The 20,978-nt window shown below is 66.7% G+C and carries 20 protein-coding genes; 11 read left to right on the forward strand and 9 right to left on the reverse strand.

The window, feature by feature from the left end; all coding sequences use genetic code 11:
- Window positions 1-2: 2 nt before the first annotated feature.
- From FFS09_RS04085 to FFS09_RS04095, 3 genes are all read right to left on the reverse strand, one after another.
- Complete coding sequence (locus FFS09_RS04085) at window positions 3-998, reverse strand: DMT family transporter (protein ID WP_252374223.1); 996 nt, start codon at window positions 996-998, stop codon at window positions 3-5.
- The gene (locus tag FFS09_RS04090; protein WP_137917572.1) at window positions 965-2,437 is read right to left on the reverse strand and encodes an aldehyde dehydrogenase (NADP(+)); all 1,473 of its coding nucleotides are present in this window, start codon (window positions 2,435-2,437) and stop codon (window positions 965-967) included. The genes FFS09_RS04085 and FFS09_RS04090 overlap by 34 nt, the downstream gene beginning before the upstream one ends.
- 85 nt (window positions 2,438-2,522) lie before the next feature.
- A complete protein-coding gene (locus tag FFS09_RS04095; RefSeq protein ID WP_137917573.1) occupies window positions 2,523-3,281 on the reverse strand; it encodes a FadR/GntR family transcriptional regulator in 759 nt (252 codons plus the stop codon).
- 163 nt (window positions 3,282-3,444) lie between these two features.
- Between FFS09_RS04095 and FFS09_RS04100 the strand changes: the two genes are divergently transcribed.
- The 9 genes from FFS09_RS04100 to FFS09_RS04140 all read left to right on the forward strand — a co-directional run bounded on the left by FFS09_RS04100 (window position 3,445) and on the right by FFS09_RS04140 (window position 12,481).
- Window positions 3,445-4,254 (forward strand): NAD-dependent epimerase/dehydratase family protein, encoded by an 810-nt coding sequence (locus tag FFS09_RS04100; protein WP_137917574.1) that lies wholly within the window; start codon window positions 3,445-3,447, stop codon window positions 4,252-4,254.
- A gap of 8 nt (window positions 4,255-4,262) precedes the next feature.
- Window positions 4,263-5,180 carry an SMP-30/gluconolactonase/LRE family protein gene (locus FFS09_RS04105; protein WP_137917575.1) on the forward strand — a complete coding sequence of 306 codons (918 nt, stop codon included), beginning with the start codon at window positions 4,263-4,265 and terminating at the stop codon, window positions 5,178-5,180.
- An 84-nt stretch (window positions 5,181-5,264) separates the two neighbouring features.
- Window positions 5,265-6,230 carry a TRAP transporter substrate-binding protein gene (locus tag FFS09_RS04110; RefSeq protein ID WP_137917576.1) on the forward strand — a complete coding sequence of 322 codons (966 nt, stop codon included), beginning with the start codon at window positions 5,265-5,267 and terminating at the stop codon, window positions 6,228-6,230.
- 73 nt (window positions 6,231-6,303) lie between these two features.
- A complete protein-coding gene (locus FFS09_RS04115) occupies window positions 6,304-6,846 on the forward strand; it encodes a TRAP transporter small permease (RefSeq protein WP_137917577.1) in 543 nt (180 codons plus the stop codon).
- A 35-nt stretch (window positions 6,847-6,881) separates the two neighbouring features.
- Entirely contained in the window at window positions 6,882-8,174 is a 1,293-nt protein-coding gene (locus FFS09_RS04120) for a TRAP transporter large permease (protein ID WP_137917578.1), read from the forward strand.
- 14 nt (window positions 8,175-8,188) lie between these two features.
- On the forward strand, window positions 8,189-9,478 hold the full coding sequence (locus tag FFS09_RS04125) for a glucarate dehydratase family protein (RefSeq protein ID WP_137917579.1): 1,290 nt from the start codon (window positions 8,189-8,191) through the stop codon (window positions 9,476-9,478).
- 25 nt (window positions 9,479-9,503) lie between these two features.
- Window positions 9,504-10,475 (forward strand): Bug family tripartite tricarboxylate transporter substrate binding protein, encoded by a 972-nt coding sequence (locus tag FFS09_RS04130; RefSeq protein WP_137917580.1) that lies wholly within the window; start codon window positions 9,504-9,506, stop codon window positions 10,473-10,475.
- A gap of 28 nt (window positions 10,476-10,503) precedes the next feature.
- Window positions 10,504-11,415 carry a 5-dehydro-4-deoxyglucarate dehydratase gene (gene kdgD, locus FFS09_RS04135; RefSeq protein ID WP_137917581.1) on the forward strand — a complete coding sequence of 304 codons (912 nt, stop codon included), beginning with the start codon at window positions 10,504-10,506 and terminating at the stop codon, window positions 11,413-11,415.
- Between the two features lie 4 nt (window positions 11,416-11,419).
- On the forward strand, window positions 11,420-12,481 hold the full coding sequence (locus FFS09_RS04140) for an aldose epimerase family protein (RefSeq protein WP_137917582.1): 1,062 nt from the start codon (window positions 11,420-11,422) through the stop codon (window positions 12,479-12,481).
- 9 nt (window positions 12,482-12,490) lie between these two features.
- Here FFS09_RS04140 and FFS09_RS04145 read toward each other — a convergent pair whose 3' ends face one another.
- The gene (locus FFS09_RS04145; RefSeq protein WP_137917583.1) at window positions 12,491-12,979 is read right to left on the reverse strand and encodes a hypothetical protein; all 489 of its coding nucleotides are present in this window, start codon (window positions 12,977-12,979) and stop codon (window positions 12,491-12,493) included.
- 77 nt (window positions 12,980-13,056) lie between these two features.
- Window positions 13,057-13,941: an NUDIX hydrolase gene (locus FFS09_RS04150; protein WP_137917584.1), complete on the reverse strand. Its 885-nt coding sequence runs from the start codon at window positions 13,939-13,941 to the stop codon at window positions 13,057-13,059.
- Between the two features lie 316 nt (window positions 13,942-14,257).
- Here FFS09_RS04150 and rpoH point away from each other — a divergent pair, with 316 nt between their 5' ends.
- Window positions 14,258-15,205, forward strand: a complete 948-nt coding sequence (gene rpoH / locus FFS09_RS04155; protein WP_137917585.1) for an RNA polymerase sigma factor RpoH — start codon at window positions 14,258-14,260, stop codon at window positions 15,203-15,205.
- Between the two features lie 114 nt (window positions 15,206-15,319).
- A complete protein-coding gene (locus FFS09_RS04160; RefSeq protein ID WP_171019861.1) occupies window positions 15,320-17,089 on the forward strand; it encodes a sensor domain-containing diguanylate cyclase in 1,770 nt (589 codons plus the stop codon).
- Between the two features lie 15 nt (window positions 17,090-17,104).
- Here FFS09_RS04160 and lysS read toward each other — a convergent pair whose 3' ends face one another.
- The 4 genes from lysS to FFS09_RS04180 all read right to left on the reverse strand — a co-directional run.
- A complete protein-coding gene (gene lysS, locus FFS09_RS04165) occupies window positions 17,105-18,643 on the reverse strand; it encodes a lysine--tRNA ligase (RefSeq protein ID WP_137917587.1) in 1,539 nt (512 codons plus the stop codon).
- A gap of 77 nt (window positions 18,644-18,720) precedes the next feature.
- On the reverse strand, window positions 18,721-19,437 hold the full coding sequence (locus FFS09_RS04170; protein ID WP_502703714.1) for an ABC transporter ATP-binding protein: 717 nt from the start codon (window positions 19,435-19,437) through the stop codon (window positions 18,721-18,723).
- A 16-nt stretch (window positions 19,438-19,453) separates the two neighbouring features.
- Complete coding sequence (locus FFS09_RS04175) at window positions 19,454-20,224, reverse strand: ABC transporter ATP-binding protein (protein WP_137917589.1); 771 nt, start codon at window positions 20,222-20,224, stop codon at window positions 19,454-19,456.
- A gap of 13 nt (window positions 20,225-20,237) precedes the next feature.
- On the reverse strand, window positions 20,238-20,978 hold a 741-nt coding region (locus tag FFS09_RS04180; RefSeq protein WP_137917590.1), incomplete at its 5' end, for a branched-chain amino acid ABC transporter permease.

Consider the following 20,978-nt stretch of genomic DNA (forward strand, 5'->3'; position numbering starts at 1 on the left):
GGTCAACCCGCCGGCGTGACCGCGCCGGGTGGGAGCGTTCTGTCGGTGGTGACGAGCCAGATGCCACCGCACACCAGCAGCAGCGCCAACGCGTTGCGCCAGGCCAGCACCTGCTCGCCCAGGAACAGCGCGGAGAGCAGCGCGCCGAACACCGGAATGAGAAAGTTGAACACCGCGACCTTGCCCACACGGTTGTATTTGAGCAGCGCGGCCCAGATGGCGAACGCCGCCGCCGACAGCACGACCATGTAGCCCAGCAGCACGGCCGGCGCGAGCGACATGCCGTGCAGCGCACCGCCGAACGCATAGCCGCCGAGCAGCAGTGCGAGGCCGCCGATGGCCAGCTGGTAGCCGGTCATGACCATCGCGTCGATGCGTTGCGACAGGCGCTTGCCGTAGATGCTCGCGGCCGACAGCACGAAGGCCGCGATGACGATGAAGCCGTCGCCCAGCAGCGTGAAGCCCTCCTCCAGCCCCTGGCCACCGCCGCGCAACGTGACCACCATCACACCGCCAAAGCCGATCACGCAGCCCAGCGCCTTGCGGCGGTCGAGCCGGTCGTTGTGGTAGATGAAATGCGCCAGCAGCACGCTGAAGAAGGTGCCAGTGGCGTTGAAGATGGAGCCTTTCACGCCCGTGGTGTGGGCCAGGCCGACGTAGAAGAACACGTACTGCACGGCGGTCTGCGTGAGGCCGAGCAAGGCGATGGGGCCCAGGCTCGCGCGCGGCAGCGCCAACACAGGCCGCCCCATGGCGCGCGCGATGCCCAGCAACAGCACACCGGCCAACAGAAAGCGCCAGCCCGCGAACACGAGCTGCGACGCGGTGTCCTCGCGTCCGATCGACAACAGCGCGTAGCCGCTCTTGATGGCGGGGTAGGCGCTGCCCCAGAGCAGGCAGCACAGCGTGGCCAGCAACACCACGTTGCGCGGCCGGCTGAAAAGGGCCGCGCCGCTGGCGCCGCTCAGCACGGCCGCCCTTCCCGCGCCTGCAGCCACGCGGGCGCGTCCTGCAGGCTGACGGGGCGCAGGAAACGGTCGAGCGCGGCGTCGCCCACCGACGTGGTCATGGGCTGGGTGGACGCGGGCCAGGGGCCGCCATGTTGCTGCGCGGCGGTGACGGCCACGCCCGTGGGCACACCGGCGAACAGCACGCGACCAGCGATGGCCATGGCGCCGCGCACCAGCGAGCGCGTGTCGTCGGACTCTGCCTCCGCACCCCACAAGGTGACCGTGAGGCTGCCCCCCACGGCGGCCAGCACCGCGAGCACCTCGGCCACCGAACTGGCGCGCACGACCAGGCTGGACGGGCCGAACACCTCTTCGTGCAAGGCAGGCTGTTGCAGGAAGCGCGCGGCGCTCACCTGCAGCAGTTGCGGGCCGGGCGCCTGGGCGCTGCCAGGCTGTTGCACCAGCGGCTGCGCGCCGTGTTCGATGAAACGCGCCACGCCGGCATCGAACGCGCGGCGCATGCCGGTGGTGAGCATGGCGTGCGGTTGCTGGGTGGCCAACGCGGCGGTGAGTTGCGCGACGAAGCGGTCCGACGCGGGGCCATCGATGAGCACGAGCAACCCCGGGTTGGTACAGAACTGGCCGCAGCCCAGCGCGATCGAGCCGGCCAGCGTGGTGGCCAGCTCGTCGCCCTTCGCTTCCAGCGCGGCGGGCAAGGCCACCACCGGATTGACGGAGCCGAGTTCGCCATAGAACGGAATCGGCCGCGGGCGTGCCTTCGCCTCGGCCTGCAGCGCCGCGCCGCCGCGTGTGGAGCCGGTGAAGGCGCCCGCCGCGATCAGCGGGTGGCGCACCAGGTCCACGCCCACCTCGATCGCCGCGCCTTGCACCAGGCCCACCAGGCCTGCGGGCAAGCCCTGCGCCTGCAACACGCCACGCACGAGACCGAAAACGCGCTGCGACAACAGCGGGTGGCCCGGGTGCGCCTTCACCACCACCGGGCAGCCCGCGGCCAGGGCCGAAGCGGTGTCGCCGCCGAGCACCGAGAACGCGAACGGGAAGTTGCTCGCCGCGAACATCGCCACCGGGCCGAGCGGCACGCGCTGGCGCAGCATGGCCGGGTGGCCCACGGGCGGTGCACCGGCCACGGCGGGGTCGTCCAGGCGCTCGAACGGCACGCCGCGCGTGGCCATGTCGGCGAAGCGGCGCAGCTGGAACGCGGTGCGGTCGACTTCGCCGCTCAGGCGTGCGGTGCCCAGCGCGGTCTCCACATCGGCCAAGGCCACCAGCGCCTCGCGATCGCCTTCGAGCACGGCGGCCAGCGCGTCGAGCAGCGCCGCGCGTTGCGCGCCGGTGCTGCTGCCCCACATGTCGAACGCAGCGGCGGCGGCTTGTACGGCAGCGTCGATGTCGGCGGCCGTGGAAGCGTTCAGGGGTTCACCGTGGGCAGCGCCGGTGCGCGCATCGAAGGATTGCAGAAGGGTCATGGCAGAACGATGAAGCAAGAGGGTGGGAAGGAAGCAGACAGGAAAAAGGCGCGGCCAGGTGGGCCGCGCCTGCGTGGGGAGGACGTCAAGCCGGCTGAGAGCGGCGCAACCGTTCGCGCGAATTGGTGAGATGGATGCGCATGGCCTTGCGGGCCGCTTCGGCGTCGCGCGCGCGGATCGCCTGGTAGATGCTCTGGTGCTCGCCGTGCACGCGTTGCAGGTACACCAGCCGGCCTTCGGGTGCGCTGCTGGCGGTGTTGATGCGGGTGCGCGGAATGATCATGGTGCCCAGGTAGGTCATGAGATCCGCGAAGTGGCGGTTGCCGGTGGCGCGCGCCACCTCCATGTGGAACTGGAAGTCCGAGGGCACGGCGTCGGAGTCCTCGGCGATCGTGGCTTCGAACGCGGCCAGCGCGGCCGCCATGTTCTGCAGGTGCGTGTCATCGCGGCGCTGCGCGGCCAGGCTGGCCGCTTCGCTCTCCAGGCTGATGCGCAGCTCCAGCAGCGAGACCACGTCGGCCACGGTGGCGAAGTCTTCCGGCGCAATGCTGAAGTTGCGCTGCTCGGGTGGCGCCATCACGAAGGTACCCACGCCATGCCGCGTTTCCACCAGGCCCGAGGCCTGCAGCCGCGAGATGGATTCGCGCACCACGGTGCGGCTGACCTCGAACCGGTTCATCAGCTCGGACTCGGTGGGCAGCTTGTCGCCGGGCTGCAAACGGCCCTCGCGCATGTCCGCGGCCAGCGCGTCCACGATTTCAGGCACCAGGCCGCGCTGTCGGCGCGGACGGCTTGGGGTCGGAGGCCGAGCGGCCACGTCACCTAGGGTTTTCACGGAGAGCATCCTTTTTTTCTTGACACGCCGGGGTCGGCGTTCACACAATCCGCGCAGTTGTCAGACAACCGACAACAGACAACGAAAGATGAGCGGACTGTAGCAAACCCCTCGCGAAAGTCCAAGCCTTTTTCCCCCTTCCCGCTCTTTCAAACGCCTGCCGACCCCGATCATGGAAAAACCTCTGAAGACCCATCACCGGCTGTTGCTGACCGGTGCCGCCGGCGGCCTCGGCACAGCACTGCGCACGCGCCTCCAAGGCAACTGCGACGTGCTGCGCCTGTCGGACCTCGCCGATGTCGGCGTGGCCCAGGCGGGTGAAGAAGTGATGCTGGCCGACCTGTCCAACGCCGACGAAGTCAACGCCATGGTGGCGGGTTGCGACGCGATCGTGCACCTGGGCGGCATCTCGGTGGAGGCACCCTTCGCCGCGATCCTGCAGGCCAACATCCTCGGCGCGGTCCACCTGTACGAAGCGGCGCGCCTGCACGGTGTGAAACGCATCGTGTTCGCCAGCTCGAACCACGTGACCGGTTTCTACAAACAGAGCGAAACCATCAACGCCGACCACCCTGCCCGGCCCGATGGTTTCTACGGTCTGAGCAAGGCCTTCGGCGAAGACCTGGCGCGCCTGTACTTCGACCGCCACGGCATCGAGACCGCGTGCGTGCGCATCGGCTCTTCGTTCCCCGAGCCGAAGGACCGCCGCATGCTCGCCACGTGGTTGAGCTTTGACGATCTGCACCGCCTCATCACCGCCTGCCTCAGCACGCCGGTGCTGGGCCACAGCATCATCTTCGGCATGTCGGACAACGCGGTGACCTGGTGGGACAACAGCCGCGCCCGCCACGTCGGCTATGTACCCAAGGACACGTCCGACGTGTTCCGCGAAGCCGTCTATGCGCGCACCAGCGCCCCCGACCTGAACGACCCCGCCGCGATCTACCAGGGCGGCGGCTTCGTCAAGGCCGGCCCGTTCTGAACACCGCCATGACCGCTGCACAAGCCGAACTGGTGCTCGACGCGCGCAACGGCGTGGGCGAAAGCCCCGTGTGGGACGCGCAGCGCCAGTGTCTGTTCTGGGTCGACATTCCCGGCCGCGCGCTGTGGTGCTGGAACGCCCGCACCGGCCAGGCACGCCACTGGCCCACGCCCGAGATGGCCGGCTGCATCGCGCTGGCCGCTGGCAGCGAGGCCACGCCGCACGGCCGCTGGGTGGCCGCGATGGAAACGCGCGTGGCCGTGCTCACGCCGCACGACGACGGCACGCTGACCGAAGACACACCGCCGCTGCACACCGTGCAACACCCGCAACCCGGCATGCGCTTCAACGATGGGCGCTGCGACCGGCAAGGCCGCCTGCGCGCGGGCACGATGGTGATGGACATGTCGCTCGCCGCACCGGCGGGCGCTGTGTTCGCGCTGGATGGCGCAACGCCGCCGCGCCCACTGCGCAACGCGCTGATCACCCCCAACGGCATGGCCTTCAGCCCCGATGGCAAGACCATGTACCTGTCGGACTCGCACCCCGACGTGCAGACCATCTGGGCCTTCGACTACGACACGGACACCGGCACACCGCACGGCGCGCGCGTGTTCGTCAACATGAAGCCCCTGCCCGGCCGGCCCGATGGCGCGGCGGTGGATGCCGACGGCGGCTACTGGATCTGCGGCAACGACGCCGGCCTGGTGCACCGCTTCACGCCCGATGGAAAGCTGGACCGCTCCCTGCCCGTTCCGGTGAAGAAGCCCGCGATGTGCGCCTTTGGCGGCAGCGGGCTCGACACGCTGTTCGTCACCTCCATCCGCCCCGGTGGAGACCTGAGCGACCAGCCGCTGGCAGGCGGTGTGTTCGCGCTGCGCCCCGGCGTGCGCGGGCTGCCCGAGCCGCTGTGCAAGACAACCTGACCCATCACCGATTTCCCATTCCGACAAGAGGCCACAGGCCCCCACCAACGTTTCCATCCACCAACCGAAAGTGCCGAGGACGACATGAACTTCAAACCCCTTCTGACCATAGCGGCCGCTGGTGCCGCGCTCTCCGTGCAGGCCGCCGATCTGCGATCGGCCGACGTGCACAACAGCGACGACTACCCCACGGTCGCTGCCGTGCGGCACATGAGCCAGCTGCTCGACCAGCGCAGCAACGGCAAGTACAAGATCAAGGTGTTCAACAAGAGCGCCCTGGGTTCCGAGAAGGAAACCCTGGACCAGGTGAAGATCGGCGCGCTCGACATGAACCGCGTCAACATCAGCTCGCTCAACGCGATCTGCCCCAAGAGCCTGGTGCCCACCATGCCCTTCCTCTTCCGTTCGACGGAACACATGCGCGCGGTGCTCGACGGCCCGATCGGTGAAGAAATCCTCAAAGGTTGCGAGCACCAGGGGCTGGTCGGCCTTGCGTTCTACGACAGCGGCGCGCGCTCGATCTACGCCAAGAAGCCGGTGCGCAGCCTGGCCGACGTCAAGGGCATGAAGATCCGTGTGCAGCAGTCCGACCTGTGGGTGGCCGTGGCCAACGCCATGGGCGCCAATGCCACGCCCATGGCCACCGCCGAGGTCTACACGGGCTTGAAGACCGGCGTGATCGACGCTGCCGAGAACAACGAACCGTCGTACGAAGGCTTCAAGCACTACGAAGCCGTGAAGTTCTATTCGTACACGCAACACTCGATGGCGCCCGAGATGCTGGTGATCTCCAAGGCGGTGTTCGACAAGATGTCGCCCGCCGACCAGGCCCTGTTCCGCGCCACCGCCAAAGAGTCGGTGAAGTTCCAGCGCCAGAAGTGGGACGAACAAACCGCCAAGGCGATCGAGATCGTCACGAAGGCGGGCTCGGAGATGGTCAAGGACGTGAACAAGGCCGAGTTCCAGGCAGCGATGAAGCCGGTGTACGACAAGTTCATGACCACGCCGGACCTGCAGCGCCTGGTCAAGTCCGTGCAGGACGCCAAGTAAGCCTGCCCCGCCCCATGCCCACGCGGTCGCCGACCGCGTGGGTGGGCTTTTCTTCCGTTCTCCGGATCCGTTCATGACCGCACCGCTGCTCCTAGATCCCGCGTCCCGGCGCCAACCCGCCAACCTGCCCCTGAACCGGATCTGCGCGCGCATCAGCAAGATCTGCCTGGTGCTGGCCATCATCGGCCTGATCACGCTCATCCTGTCGGTGCAGACCCAGGTGGTCGGCCGTTATGTGTTCAACGACACCCCGACCTGGACCGAGGCACTGGCGCTGCAGCTGGTGCTCTACATCACCGCGCTGGGTGTGGCCGTGGGCGTGCGCGACGCCGGCCACATTGGCCTGGAGTCGCTGGTGTCGCTGTTGCCCGAGTGGATGCGCCTGAAGGTGGAGGTGCTGATCCACGCACTGGTGGCGCTGTTCGGCGCCATCATGACCTCGAGCGGCTGGATGTGGACGAAGCTCAAGTGGGACGAACTCGATCCCATGCTGGGCCTGCCCGCCGGCCTGGACTACCTGGCCCTCGTGATCGCGGGTGCGCTCATCGTGCTGTTCTCCTTCGAACACATCGTCGCGCTGTTGCGCAACGAAGAAGTGATTCCTGCCTGGCATTGATGCCTTTTCCCTGAACACAACAAGACACACACATCATGGAACTGGCCGTCCTCTCCGTCACATTTTTCGTCCTGCTGCTGATCGGCGTGCCCGTGGCGTTCTCCATCGGCCTTGCGTCGATTGCCACCGTGTTCTATGCCGGCGTGCCGATTCCCATCGTCTTCCAGAAGATGGTCGGTGGCATGCAGGTGTTCTCCTTCATGGCGATTCCCTTCTTCGTGTTCGCCGGCGAGCTCATGCTCTATGGCGGCATCGCCGACCGCATCGTGCGCTTCGCGAACAGCCTGGTGGGCCACGTGCGCGGCGGCCTGGGCATGAGCAACGTGGTGGGTTGCACGCTGTTCGGCGGCGTGGCCGGCTCGGCGCTGGCCGACGTGTCCGCCATGGGCTCGGTGATGATCCCGCTGATGAAGAAGGAAGGGTACGACGCCGACTACGCGGTCAACGTCACCACCCACTCCGCGCTGGTCGGCGTGCTCATGCCGACCTCGCACAACCTGATCATCTTCACCCTGGCCACCACCGGCATTGCGTCGGTCAGTGTGCTCAACCTGATCCTGGCCGCCATCATTCCGGCGGTGCTGCTCACGCTGTGCAACCTGGCCGCCGCGTACTACGTGGCCGTCAAGCGCGGCTACCCCACGCGCGGCAAGTTCCCGGGCTGGGGCGAAGTGCTGGCAGCGTGGCTGGGCGCCCTGCCGGGGCTGCTGATCGTGGTGATCATCCTTGCCGGCATTCTCTCGGGCGTGTTCACCGCCGCCGAATCGGCCGCCACCGCCGTGCTGTGGGCGCTGCTGGTCACGGTGTTCGTCTACCGCTCGCTGTCGTGGAAGGATTTCCTCAAGGCCTGCGCCAAAGCTTGTAAAACCACCGGCGTGGTGCTGCTGCTGATCGGCATCTCGTCGGCCTTCGGCTACTTCATGGCGCTGTACGAAGTGCCGCAGAAAACCGGTGAGTTGATGACCTCGGTCTCCGACAACCCGCTGGTCATCTTCCTGATGATCAACATCCTGCTGTTCATCCTCGGCACCTTCCTTGACATGGCTGCCACCATCCTGGTGTGCACGCCGATCTTCCTGCCGATCGCCATGCACTTCGGCATGGACCCCGCGCAGTTCGGCATCGTCATGTTGATCAACTGCGCGCTCGGCCTGAACACGCCGCCGGTGGGGGTGACGCAGTTCGTGGGCTGCGCGATCGGGGGCATATCGGTCGGGCAGGTCATGCGCTCCATCCTGCCCTTCTACGGCGCGCTCACCGTGTGCCTGTTGCTGGTGACCTACGTGCCCGCGTTCTCGCTGTGGCTGCCCGGCATGTTCGCCAAGTAAGCGCTTCCCGTCCCATGACCTCCCACGCCATTCGACATGTGCGCGTGACGCCCATTGCGTTCCGCGATCCGCCGCTGCTCAACGCCGCCGGCATCCATGAACCCTGGGCCTTGCGCTCGATCATCGAGATCGAAACCGATTCGGGCCTGATCGGCATCAACGAGAGCTACGGCGACCTGCCCATGCTCGAAGCGTTGGCCAAGGCCGCGCCCGCGCTCACGGGCCTGTCGCCCTGGGCGCTCAACGAGATGGACGTGCGCGTGGCCGCGCTGGTGACACCGGAGCAGACCAGCTCGGAGTTCCTCGGCACGCAGGTGTCGCTGGCACCCGGCACGCATGTGTCCAAGACCGTGGCCAAGGTGGTCAGCGCCTTTGAAGTGGCCATGATGGACCTGCAGGGCCAGCTCGCCAACGCACCGGTGGTGGACCTCCTGGGCGGTGCGGCGCGCGCGGCCGTGCCCTTCAGCGCCTACCTATTCTACAAACACGCTGAACACGTCGACCGCCCCTACGCGCCCGACCCCTGGGGCGAGGCCCTCACGCCCGACCAACTGGTGGCGCAGGCGCGCCGCATGATCGGCGAGCACGGCTTCCAGAGCATCAAGCTCAAGGCCGGTGCGCTGCCACCCGCGCAGGAAGCCGCTGGCATCCTCGCACTGGCAAAGGCGTTCCCCGGTGCGCCACTGCGCATCGATCCGAACGGCAACTGGACCGTGGCCACCAGCCTGGCCATCGTCGAGCAGTTGCAAGGCGTGCTCGAGTACTACGAAGACCCGGCCCCCGGGCTGGACGGCATGGCCGCCGTCGCCAAAGCCTGCGATGTGCCGCTGGCCACCAACATGGTGGTGACCGACTTCAACGAATTCCGCCGCAACGCCGAGCTGGGCTGCCCGGTGAAGATCGTGCTCAGCGACCACCACTACTGGGGCGGTCTGCGTGCCACGCAACGCCTCTCGACGATGTGCCAGACCTTCGGCCTGGGACTGTCGATGCACTCCAACTCGCACCTGGGCATCAGCCTGGTGGCGATGACGCACCTGGCCGCTTCGGTGCCGCTTCTCTCGTATGCCTGCGACACGCACTACCCGTGGCAGGACGACGAGGTGGTCACCGGCGGGCGCCTGCGTTTCGAGGCTGGCGCGCTGAAGGTGCCGACCACACCGGGGCTGGGCGTGACCATCGACCGCGAGGCTCTTGCCCGCCTGCACGACAACTACCGGCATTGCGGCATCCGCAACCGCAACGACCTGGCGCAAATGCAGAAGCTCGACCCAAGCTTCACCGGCCACCAGCCGCGTTTCTGAACCCTCCCTTCACCAAGGATTCACCGTGTCCCTGAACCGCAGACAACTCATCACCGCCACCGCCGCGATCGCCACCGTGGGCGCACCCGCCTTCGCGCAGAGCGGCTTCCCCAACAAGCTCGTGAAGATCATCGTGCCCTACCCGCCCGGTGGCTCTTCGGACATCATCGCGCGCTCGATCAGCCAGGCACTTTCCGAAAGCCTGGGCCAGACCGTGGTGGTGGAAAACCGCGCGGGCGCCAACGGCAACCTGGGCGCCGATCTGGTGGCCAAGTCCGCGCCCGACGGCCACACGCTCTTGCTGTGCGACGTGGGCGCGCTGGCGATCAGCCCTTCGGTCTATACCAAGCTGTCCTTCGACCCGAGCAAGGACCTGCGTGGCGTGACCATGCTGGCCTACTCGCCGCACATGCTGGCGGTGCACCCCTCGGTCAAGGCCAACAACCTCAAGGAACTGGTGGCCCTGTCCAAGACCACCGAACTCAATTTCGCCGTGACCGCCGTGGGCAGCGCGCCGCACGTGGCCGGTGTGGCCGTCGAGCGCGCCACTGGCGCCAAGTGGACCTACGTGCCCTACAAGGGTGGATCGCAGGCCGTGGCCGACACCGTGGCCGGCCAGACACAGGTGATCATGAACGGCATGCTGGCCACGCTGCCCAACGTGCAGAACGGCCGCCTGAAGGTGCTCGGCATTTCCAAGCGCACGCGCATGCCGCTGGTGGGCGAGGTGCCCACCCTGGCGGAGCAAGGCGTCACCGATTTCGAGTCCGGCACCTGGCAAGGCGTGGTGGTGCCGCGCGGCACACCCGCGGCCATCGTTGCGCGCCTGAACGCCGAGCTGATCAAGGTCATCCGCAGCCCCGACGTGCGCTCCCGCCTCACGGGCCAGGGCGCCGAGGTGGTGACCATGCAACCGGCCGAGCAAGACGCCTTCTTCGAACGCGAGCGCAAGCGTTGGGGCGCCGTGGTGGCGCAGGCCAACATCAAGCTCGACTGATTTATTCCCAGCAAACAGAGGACATCACGTGAATCCCCAGGATCTCAAATCCATCGTCAGCAGCGGCCTGCTGTCGTTCCCCGTCACCGACTTCGACGCACAAGGCGATTTCAACCCCAAGGGTTATGCCGAGCGGCTGGAGTGGCTTGCCCCCTATGGCGCGAGCGCGCTGTTCGCCGCAGGCGGCACGGGCGAGTACTTCTCGATCGCCGGCGCGGAGTACGGCCAGATCATCAAGACCGCGGTGGACACCTGCCGGGGCAAAGTGCCGATCATTGCCGGTGCCGGCGGCCCGACGCGCAATGCCATTGCGCACGCACAGGAAGCCGAGCGCCAGGGCGCGCACGGCGTGCTGCTGCTGCCGCACTACCTGACGGAAGCGGGCCAGGAAGGCCTGATCGCCCACGTCGAACAGGTGTGCAAGAGCGTGAAGTTCGGCGTGATTGTCTACAACCGCAACGTCTGCAAGCTCACGCCCGAGTCGCTCGCGATCCTGGCCGACCGCTGCCCCAACCTGATCGGGTTCAAGGACGGCGTGGGCGACATCGAAGCCATGATGTCGATCTTCCTGAAGATGGGCGATCGCTTTTCCTACCTGGGTGGCCTGCCCACGGCCGAGGTGTACGCGGCAGCCTACAAGGCGCTGGGCACGCCGGTGTATTCGTCGGCGGTGTTCAACTTCATCCCGAAGACCGCGATGGACTTCTACAACGCGGTGCGCACCGACGACCACGCCACGCAGCACCGCTTGCTCAAGGACTTCTTCATGCCCTACCTGGACATCCGCAACAAGGGCCAGGGCTACGCGGTGAGCATCGTCAAGGCCGGCGCGCAGCTCGCGGGCCACGGCGCGGGCCCGGTGCGCGCGCCGCTCACCGATCTCAAGCCCGCCGAGCTCGAACAGTTGGATACGCTGATCAAGGCGCTCGGCCCACAATAAGGGCATGACCGCCGCGCCCACCACAGACCCCCGCCTGCTCGATTCCCCCCGCTTCACCGGCGAGGTGGACGGGCGCCCCACCGCCCTCTTCTTCCTGCGCAATCCGCGCGGCATGGTGGTGGCGGTGACCAACCTGGGCGCCAAGGTGCTTCAGATTGTGGTGCCCGACCGCACGGGCGCATGGGCCGACGTGGCACTGGGTTACGACGACCTGGCCGGCGTGATCGGCGGCTCGCCCTCCATGGGCGCCTTCGTCGGGCGCTACGCCGGGCGCATCGGGCAGGCGCGCTTCACGCTCGACGGGAAGGAACACCGGCTGGACGCCAATGCCGGGCCGCACTGCATCCACGGCGGCCCGCGCGGCGCGCGCCATTGCGTCTTTGATGCCACGCAGATCGACGCGCAGACCTTGCAGTTGCAGCACCGCTTCCTCAGCGCCGAAGACCGCTTCCCCGGCACGCTGGAGCTGCAGCTGACCTACCGGCTCGACGACGACAACGCACTGGTGCTCGAACACACCGCGACCGCGCTCGACGAGCCCGGGCCCGCGAGCTTCACCAGCCACATCTATTTCAACCTCGACGGCGTGGACCAGGGCCAGCGCATCGACGGCCACACGCTGCAGGTGCCTTCGCGCGAGGTGCTCGCCACGGATGCCGACGGCATCGCCACAGGCGAATGCTTGTCGCTGGACGGCCACCCGCAGGATCTGCGTGAAGCGGCATGCCTGGGCGCGCTGCCCGACATCGACCTGAGTTACCTGCTGGAGCCGAACCCCGCGGGCAACCTGCACCTGTGTGCCCAGCTGCGCAGCGAAGCCAGCGGCCGCACGCTGGACGTGTGGACCACAGAGCCCCTGCTGCAGGTCTACACCGCCGGCCAGCTCGGCGTGGCGCCCAAGCCCGACCTGGGCAAGGGGGGCGTGCAACACCGGCCACGCTCGGCCGTGTGTCTGGAGCCCCAGCATTTTCCGAATGCGCCGAATTGCCCGGCGCTGCCGCAGAACACCGTGCGCCCGGGCGCACCCTACCGCGCCACCACGGTCTACCGTTTCGGCATCAGCTGAGTCGCGCGATCACTGAAAGGGAAAGCGGTCCCTGCGCTGGCATTCCGGTGGTTCGCCGTAACCGGCGGAGCGCACCTTCTGGTCCTGCGAAATCTCGACCTGGTACCAACGGCAGAACGGGTTTTCGTAGCGGTAGTTCCAGACCACGCCGCGCGAACGGCCCAATCCATACACCTCGCCGGGGCGGCCCAGCACATACCGGACCTCGTCCTGGCTCATGCCGGGATTGATGTTGAGGAAGTTGCGTTCGTTCAGCACCTGTTCGGTGCGAACGACACGTCCCGCGGGATCGAGGTAGACGAACCAGGTGTGCCGACCGAACGGACCGCGCGGGTACTCCAGCCGGGTTCCGCCTTCGACCGTGCGGCGTGTTTCGGGTGGCCCCATCTGGGCCACGACCTCGTCGGCGGTCATCCCGGTGGGATTCGCAGACGGCGCGTAACCGCTGCACGCGGTCAGAAAGGACACGGCGGCCAAAAGCCCGATCGACAAGCGCATGGTGCTGGCTCCTTGGTCCATGAGCGGACGAAAACGTTGGACAACCCATGCCCGGACGAGTTCCACGCGGTGGCCCATCACCGTGCGCCCAGAAACCCGGCCAGTCCGCCTTCGGGCTCGAAGCGGTGGTTGCGCATCACCACGCGCGTGGGTCCCGGCCAAGCCCGCTCGGGCACCGAATGCGCCGGATCGCCGGGGTAACACAACACACGCTCCTCGTTCTGCACGAACGACTGCGGCTCGATCAGGGCTGGCCGCCGGCTGCGCGCCGTCGCCAACACCTCGGCCACATCGCGCAGGCCAGCGAGATGGCACAGGCTCATGATTTGCGGCGGCGCCATCTCGACCTCACTCGCCCAATAGCGCTCCAGCCAGTGCCGAGGTGAATGCCAGGCCGCCTCCGTGGCCTCCCGCACACAGTGTTCGACCACCTGGCCCTGCGGCGCGGCGGCCACAAAAAAACGGGTGTCAAAGCGCTTGTTCATCATGGCAGGCTTGCGCGGCGTGACCCAACGAGACCAGGGCAGCACACATGCGGTGTCGAGCGGCAGGCCCAGCGCTTGCAATGCCATCGCAAACGGCTCGCCCGCGGCCGTGCGCTCGCGCACCGCCTGCACGCGCGAAGCGCCCTGCGGCACGCCGAGCAGCAGCCCGCACTCTTCAAAGGTTTCCCGCAAGGCCGCCACGTGCAGCCCCAACGCGATGGGTTCGGCCAGCCCCTCTTCGCCCAGCGCCGCCTGGCAGGTGAGCGCGGAGCGCTCCAGCGCCGATGGGTCGACGCGTTGGTCGTCGGCGTCCAGCTTTCCGCCCGGAAAGACGTGGGCGCCACCCAGCACACCGGAGTTTCCATGCCGGCGCACCAACAACACTTCCAGGCCCGAAGGGCTGTCGCGCACCACCATCACGGTGGCGGCGTCCACGGGCGGGGTGAGCACTTCTTCTGAGTTGATTGCAATGACCATGGACCGATTGTCGGTGCATCATGACCAGGGAAAGGCCTTCTCGGCCTACACCCATTGACTCGGCCACCAGTACGCTCACGCCCGTCGACTCGCCGGTCACGGTCGGAATGGGCCACGACCCCTTTGCTGCACTCACGATGAGGTAGTTCCAAATAACGTTCTCCTGACGCAAACCAGAGACTTGGATAGAACTTAAATGCCCAAAAAAGCATTCCACCAAAAACCGCACAGCGCCCAGGACAAGGAACTTTGGCCTTAGCACTCTCTCAGACAGAGTGCTAATATTCTTGGCAGAACACCTGAGGAGGGTTCCAACATGACTCACACACTCGCCCCCGTTGCCACCGCCACCCAAGGCTCGCTCGCCGTGGCGAACCCCTGGGCGCTCGTGCCGCCCCTGGGCAACCTCGACGCCTACATTTCCGCGGTCAACCGCCTGCCGCTGCTCACGCTGGAGCAGGAGCAGCAGGCCGCCCGCCGCCTGCGCGACGACAACGACCTGGACGCTGCCGGCCAGCTGGTGATGTCCCACCTGCGCCTGGTGGTGTCGATCGCACGCCAGTACCTGGGCTACGGCCTGCCGCACGGCGACCTGATCCAGGAAGGCAACGTCGGCCTGATGAAGGCCGTCAAGCGTTTCGACCCCGACCAGGGCGTGCGTCTGGTGAGCTACGCCATGCACTGGATCAAGGCCGAGATCCACGAATACATCCTGAAGAACTGGCGCATGGTCAAGCTGGCCACGACCAAGGCACAGCGCAAACTGTTCTTCAACCTGCGCTCGCGCAAACAAGGTTTCCGCGCCGGTGCAGCCGACGGTGACACCCACCGCGAAGTGCTTTCCGACAACGAAGTGAGCGTGATGGCGCGCGAACTGAGCGTGAAGCCGGAAGAAGTTCGCGAAATGGAAACGCGCCTGTCTGGCGGCGATGTGGTGCTCGACCCCACCCCGGGCGACGACGGCGAAGAACGCTTCGGCCCCATCGCTTTCCTGGCCGACGCCACCCACGAACCGACCGCGATGATCGAGTCGGCCCAACGCGACCGACTGGCTACCGAAGGCGTGGCCCAGGCCATGAGCGAACTCGACGAGCGCTCGCGCCGCATTGTGAGCGAGCGCTGGCTCAAGGTGAACGACGACGGTTCGGGCGGCATGACGCTGCACGAACTGGCGGCCGAGTACGGCGTGAGCGCCGAGCGCGTGCGCCAGATCGAGGTGGCGGCCATGAAGAAGATGCGCAAGGCACTGGCCGCCTACGCCTGATCTACACCTACCAGGTACACCCAAGCCCCGGCGGTTGTCCGACCCCGGGGCTTTTTTGCGCGCCTTGCCAGGCCGCGCAGCGAAAGCATGTGTAACAGACGACACAATCGGAGGATGTCTGATATTTCGTGGATGGGCTCGACGCCCGGAACCCGTCGCGCCCGCGGCCTGGCCGTCTGCTTCGCACTGTTCTTCTTCTCCCTTTTCGCCGTCGCTCATGCCGCGGCCGCCAACGTGCCGACCGTGGTGCTCGACGGCACCCAGGGCAGCGTGCCCCTGGCCCAGCGCAGCGTCTACTGGGTCGACCCGAGCGGTGAGCGCACGGTGCAGGAGCTGGAGGCGCAGCAGCACGAATTGCCTTTTGCGGTGCGCGACGCCAACCACCGCTTGAGCCTGCCCGAGGGGTCGGCGCTGTGGGTGCGCTTCGATGCCCAGGTGCGCGACGATCGCGCGCGCTGGGAGCTGGAGCTGGCGCGCTCCGGCACCGACCGCATCAGCCTGTACCACCGACTCGCCGACGGCAGCTGGAAGGAGCAACACGCGGGTGACCGCATCGCCGTGCGCGACTGGGCTTTTCCCGACCGGTACCCGGTGTTCTCGCTCGACCCGCGAACCGACGCGGTGGTGACCTACTGGGTGCGGATGGAACACGCCCGCGTGCCCTTCTCCGGCACGCTGCAGATCCACAAGCACACCACCCTGCGCGAGCTGCGCATCCACCAGCAGTTCCTGCTCGGCGCCTACTTCGGCATGGCGCTGTTGCTCACCGCCACGGCCGTGGCCAACGCGCTCGTGTTCCGCGACACCAGCTTCGCGGCGTACGCCGTCTACATCACGGTCCTCGGGCTGGCGATGGCCGCGTCGCTGGGCGTCGCCGGGCAATTCCTCTGGCCGGGAGCGGCGCGCTGGAACGGCCTGGCCGAGTTCATCCTGATGCCCATGACCGCCGTCTGCGGCCTGCTGTTCGTTCGCCACGTGGTTCAACCCCGACGCATCGGCCGCTGGCTGGACCGGGCCGCCCTGGGCACCCCCATCCTTCTCACCGCCTTGATCCTGTGGGACGTGCTGTCACCCACGACGGCCAGCCTGCAGGCGGTCACGGCGGTAGCGGCGCTGACGATGGCGCTGGTGTACGCCATGCTCTGGGCCGCCTGGCGCACGGGCGACCGCTGGGTGCGCTGGATCGCGCTGGGCATGCTGCCGGTGCTGCTCGCGGGCGCGCTGCCGGTGATGCGCAATTTCGGCCTGATCTCCTCGGGTTTCCTGTCGCAGTACGCCATGGTGATCGCCGCCGCGATCGAAGCACCGCTGCTGATCTATGGCCTGCTGCAACGCTCCTCACTGCAGCACGAGGCCCAGGCCCGCGCCCGCGCCCTGGCCATGACCGAACCGCTCACCGGCCTGACCAACCGCCACAACTTCATGCTGCGGCTGCACGAGAGCCTGGTGCGCGCGCAGCGCTACCAGCACCACGCCGCGCTGCTGCTGATCAGCCTGGACAACCACGCCTGGTTTGCCGAAGAACATGGCCGCGAAGAAGCCGACCGCGCGCTGGTGATCACCGGCTCGTTGCTGCGTTCGGTGGCGCGCGACGTGGACACCGCCAGCCGGGTCGATGACAGCACCCTGGCGCTGTTGATGGAAGGCCCGGTGCGCGATGCGCAGGCCCTGGCGGCGGCCACGAGCATCGTGGCCAGCGGCCTGCGGCCCTCGCTGCAGCTGCCCGTGGGCTCCACGCTGAAATTCAAGATCGTCGTCGCCCTGCTGCCCGAGGCTTCGCAGGACTTGCAGCAGGACGCGCAGGCACACCTGGACTGGCTGCGCCAGGCGCTCGACGCCCTGCGCAAGACCCCGCGCAAGGCGATCCTGAAGATGAACTTCTGAGCGCGCCTGTGGTTCTCAGGCCTCGCGGCGCAGCGCGGGGAAAAGGATCACGTCGCGAATGCTCGGGCTGTCGGTCAGCAACATCATCAGGCGATCGATACCGATGCCGCAGCCACCGGCCGGCGGCATGCCGTATTCGAGCGCGCGGATGTAGTCCGCGTCGTAGAACATCGCTTCTTCGTCGCCGCTGTCCTTGGCCGACACCTGCGCCTGGAAACGCGCGGCCTGGTCTTCGGCGTCGTTGAGCTCCGAGAACGCGTTGCCGAATTCGCGGCCGGTGATGTAGAGCTCGAAGCGCTCGGTCACGGCGGGATTCGCGTCGTTGGCGCGCGCCAGCGGGGAGATCTCGGTCGGGTGGTCCATGATGAAGGTCGGGTTCCAGAGCTTGTCCTCGACCTTCTCTTCAAAGAACAGCACCTGCAGGCTGGGCAGGCTGCGGCCGGAGAGCTGGTGCTTCTCCTCGGACAGGCCCAGCTTCTTGAGTTGCCCCAGCAGCCAGGCCGTGTCGTCCACGTTGGCGCCCGCGTCGGTGTACTTCACGATGGCTTCGCGGATCGTCAGGCGCTCGAACGGCGACACCACGTCCACCGGCTTGCCCTGGTAGGTCAGCGGCTCGTCGCCGCGCACCTGGCGCACCACATGCCGGATGAGCTGCTCGTTGAAGTCCATCAGGTCCTGGTAGTTCCAGTACGCCGCGTAGAACTCCATCATGGTGAACTCGGGGTTGTGGCGAACGCTGATGCCTTCGTTGCGGAAGTTGCGGTTGATCTCGAACACGCGATCGAAACCGCCCACCAGCAGGCGCTTCAGGTACAGCTCGGGCGCGATGCGCAGGAACATTTCCTGGTCGAGCGCGTTGTGGTGGGTCTTGAAGGGCTTGGCGTTCGCACCGCCGGGAATGGGGTGCAGCATGGGGGTCTCGACTTCGAGGAAACCGTGCTCCACCATGAACTCGCGGATCGCGGACAAGGACTTGCTGCGCGCCACGAACCGCTGGCGTGCGGACTCGTCCATGATGAGGTCCACGTAACGCTGGCGGTACTTGATTTCCTGGTCAGCGATGCCGTGGAACTTGTCGGGCAGCGGGCGCAGGCTCTTGGTCAGCAGGCGAATCTGGCTGGCCTGGATGGTGAGTTCACCCGTGCGCGTGCGCATGAGCGAGCCTTCCACGCCGATGATGTCGCCCAGATCCCAGTGCTTGAACGCGGCGTACACGTCCTCGCCCACAGCGTCCTTGCTGACGTAGACCTGGATCCGGCCCGAGACGTCCTGCAGGGTGGCGAAGCTGGCTTTGCCCATGACGCGCTTGAGCATCATGCGGCCTGCCACGGTGGCATGCGCCGGCTCGGCTTCGAGCGCTTCCTTGGTGCTTTCGCCGAACTTCCCGGACAACTCGGCCGCCTTGTTCGCGGGTTTGAAGTCGTTGGGAAACGCCACGCCCTGCCCCTGTTTCTGCGCCTCGCGCAAGGCTTTGAGCTTCTCGCGGCGTTCGGCGATAAGCTGGTTTTCGTCGTGCGCGGGTGCGCTGGCGTCAGGGGTTTGGGCTTGGGTCATGGAATGAAAAATGGGTTGGGCACCGAGGTGCGCAACCCATGATTGTAGGTTTTGAGGCGGCCCACACCCCAGGCGAGCTATTCGCCGAGGTACGCAGCCCGCACTTTCGGGTCGTCCAGCATGTCGCGCCCCACACCGGTCATGATGATTTCGCCCGAGTCCATCACGTAGCCGCGATCGGCGATCTGCAGCGCGCGGCGGGCGTTCTGCTCGACCAGCAGGATGGTCACGCCCTGCCTGGACACGTCGCGCACGACCTCGAAGATCTTGTCGACCATGATGGGCGACAAGCCCATGGAGGGTTCGTCGAGCAGCAGCACCTTGGGCTGGCTCATGAGCGCGCGCGCCATGGCCAGCATCTGCTGTTCGCCACCGCTCATGGTGCCGGCCAGCTGGTCCTTGCGCTCGCGCAGGCGCGGGAAGATGCCGAACATCTTCTCGATGTCCTGCGCGATGCCCGCCTTGTCCTTGCGGATATAGGCGCCCATCTGCAGGTTCTCGGTGATGGTCATGCGGGTGAACACGCCGCGGCCTTCGGGCACCATGGCCAGACCGTGCTTGACCAGGTCCCACGCGCCCTTGCCCTTGATGCTCTGGCCCAGGTACTCGATCTCGCCCGCTTCGTAGCCCAGCGAGCCGGTGATGGCTTTCATGGTGGTGGTCTTGCCGGCGCCGTTGGAGCCGATCAGCGAAATCAGTTCGCCTTCGCGCACCTCGAGGTCGATGCCCTTGACGGCCTTGATGCCGCCGTACGCGACCTTCAGACCGCTGACTTTCAGGAGTGTGTTTGCCATTTGCGTCAATCCTTGATCAGTGGCCACCGGTGCCGAGGTAGGCCTCGATCACTTTGGGATCCTTCTGCACATCGGCCGGCGAGCCCGAGGCGAGTTGTTTGCCGTAGTCCAGCACGGTCACGCGGTCGCACAAGCCCATGACCAGCTTCACGTCGTGCTCGATCAGCAGAATGGTGCGGTCGTCCTTGCGGATGCGGTCGATCAGTTCGCGCAGTTGCACCTTTTCGGTGGCATTCATGCCGGCGGCGGGTTCGTCGAGCGCGATCAGTTGCGGGTCGGTCGCCAGCGCACGGGCGATCTCCAGGCGGCGCTGGTCGCCATAGCTCAGCGTGCGCGACTTGTAGTCGGCAAACTTCTCGATGCCCACATAGGCCAGCAGCTCGCGTGCGCGCGCCGTGATGGCGGCCTCTTCGCGCTTGAAGCCGGGCGTGCGCAGCACGGCACCGATCAGGCCCGAGTGCGTGCGCACATGGCGCCCGACCATGACGTTTTCCAGCGCGGTCATCTCGGCGAAGAGCCGGATGTTCTGGAAGGTGCGCGCAATGCCGGCCTTGGCCACCTTGTGCACCGCGCTGGGCGTGTACGGCTTGCCCGCGAGCTCGAAAGAGCCGCTGTCGGGCGTGTACAGGCCCGTGAGCACGTTGAAGAAGGTTGTTTTCCCGGCGCCGTTGGGGCCGATCAGGCCATAGACCTGGCCACGCTGGATTTCGATGCCCACATCGCTCAGGGCCTGCAGGCCACCGAAACGCTTGGAGACATTCGCCACTTTGAGAACGGTGTCGCTCATGTGAATGCTCCGCTTACTTGGACAAAGACTTGCCGTGCTCGGGCGTGGGCCACAAGCCTTGCGGTCGGAGCAACATGATCACCACCATGGCCAACGCAATCAGCAATTGGCGCAGGATTTCGGGGGCAAGACGGCCCCCCGTCAACTCGGTGAGCGGGTGCGCCACATGGCGCAACAGCTCGGGCAGACCGGCCAGCAACAACGCGCCGAGCACCACGCCCGGAATGTGTCCGATGCCGCCCAGCACCACCATGGCCACCACCATCACCGACTCCATCAGCGAAAACGATTCGGGCGACACGAAGCGCTGGAACGACGCGAACAGCACGCCCGACACACCGCCGAACGAGGCGCCCATGCCGAAGGCCAGCAGCTTGAGGTTGCGCGTGTTCAGGCCCATGGCCTTCGCGGCGATCTCGTCTTCGCGAATGGCCATCCAGGCGCGGCCGATGCGCGAGTCCTGCAAGCGGTACGAGATGAGGATGGCCAGCATCACGAAGAACAGGAACAGGTAGTAGTAGAGCGTGACTGGCTGAAAGGTGTAGTCGCCAACACTCAGGCGTTTGCCCAGGTCCAGCCCGAAAACCGAAATGGTGTCGATCTGGCTGATGCCCTTGGGCCCATTGGTGATGTTCACCGGACGGTCCATGTTGAGCAGGAAGATGCGCACGATCTCGCCGAAGCCCAGCGTGATGATGGCCAGGTAGTCACCGCGCAGCTTGAGCGTGGGCGCCCCCAGGATCATGCCCACCAC

This window comes from Hydrogenophaga sp. 2FB (genome assembly GCF_005503365.1).
Taxonomy (GTDB): domain Bacteria; phylum Pseudomonadota; class Gammaproteobacteria; order Burkholderiales; family Burkholderiaceae_C; genus Hydrogenophaga.

Excerpts from the sequence above, each read along its gene's own strand:
- FFS09_RS04090 (WP_137917572.1), bottom strand. The coding sequence starts at position 2,437 with ATGACCCTTCTGCAATCCTTCGATGCGCGCACCGGCGCTGCCCACGGT.
- FFS09_RS04095 (WP_137917573.1), bottom strand. The coding sequence starts at position 3,281 with ATGCTCTCCGTGAAAACCCTAGGTGACGTGGCCGCTCGGCCTCCGACC.
- FFS09_RS04100 (WP_137917574.1), top strand. The coding sequence starts at position 3,445 with ATGGAAAAACCTCTGAAGACCCATCACCGGCTGTTGCTGACCGGTGCC.
- FFS09_RS04105 (WP_137917575.1), top strand. The coding sequence starts at position 4,263 with ATGACCGCTGCACAAGCCGAACTGGTGCTCGACGCGCGCAACGGCGTG.
- FFS09_RS04110 (WP_137917576.1), top strand. The coding sequence starts at position 5,265 with ATGAACTTCAAACCCCTTCTGACCATAGCGGCCGCTGGTGCCGCGCTC.
- FFS09_RS04115 (WP_137917577.1), top strand. The coding sequence starts at position 6,304 with ATGACCGCACCGCTGCTCCTAGATCCCGCGTCCCGGCGCCAACCCGCC.
- FFS09_RS04120 (WP_137917578.1), top strand. The coding sequence starts at position 6,882 with ATGGAACTGGCCGTCCTCTCCGTCACATTTTTCGTCCTGCTGCTGATC.
- FFS09_RS04125 (WP_137917579.1), top strand. The coding sequence starts at position 8,189 with ATGACCTCCCACGCCATTCGACATGTGCGCGTGACGCCCATTGCGTTC.
- FFS09_RS04140 (WP_137917582.1), top strand. The coding sequence starts at position 11,420 with ATGACCGCCGCGCCCACCACAGACCCCCGCCTGCTCGATTCCCCCCGC.
- FFS09_RS04145 (WP_137917583.1), bottom strand. The coding sequence starts at position 12,979 with ATGCGCTTGTCGATCGGGCTTTTGGCCGCCGTGTCCTTTCTGACCGCG.
- FFS09_RS04150 (WP_137917584.1), bottom strand. The coding sequence starts at position 13,941 with ATGGTCATTGCAATCAACTCAGAAGAAGTGCTCACCCCGCCCGTGGAC.
- rpoH (WP_137917585.1), top strand. The coding sequence starts at position 14,258 with ATGACTCACACACTCGCCCCCGTTGCCACCGCCACCCAAGGCTCGCTC.
- FFS09_RS04160 (WP_171019861.1), top strand. The coding sequence starts at position 15,320 with ATGTCTGATATTTCGTGGATGGGCTCGACGCCCGGAACCCGTCGCGCC.
- lysS (WP_137917587.1), bottom strand. The coding sequence starts at position 18,643 with ATGACCCAAGCCCAAACCCCTGACGCCAGCGCACCCGCGCACGACGAA.
- FFS09_RS04170 (WP_502703714.1), bottom strand. The coding sequence starts at position 19,437 with ATGGCAAACACACTCCTGAAAGTCAGCGGTCTGAAGGTCGCGTACGGC.
- FFS09_RS04175 (WP_137917589.1), bottom strand. The coding sequence starts at position 20,224 with ATGAGCGACACCGTTCTCAAAGTGGCGAATGTCTCCAAGCGTTTCGGT.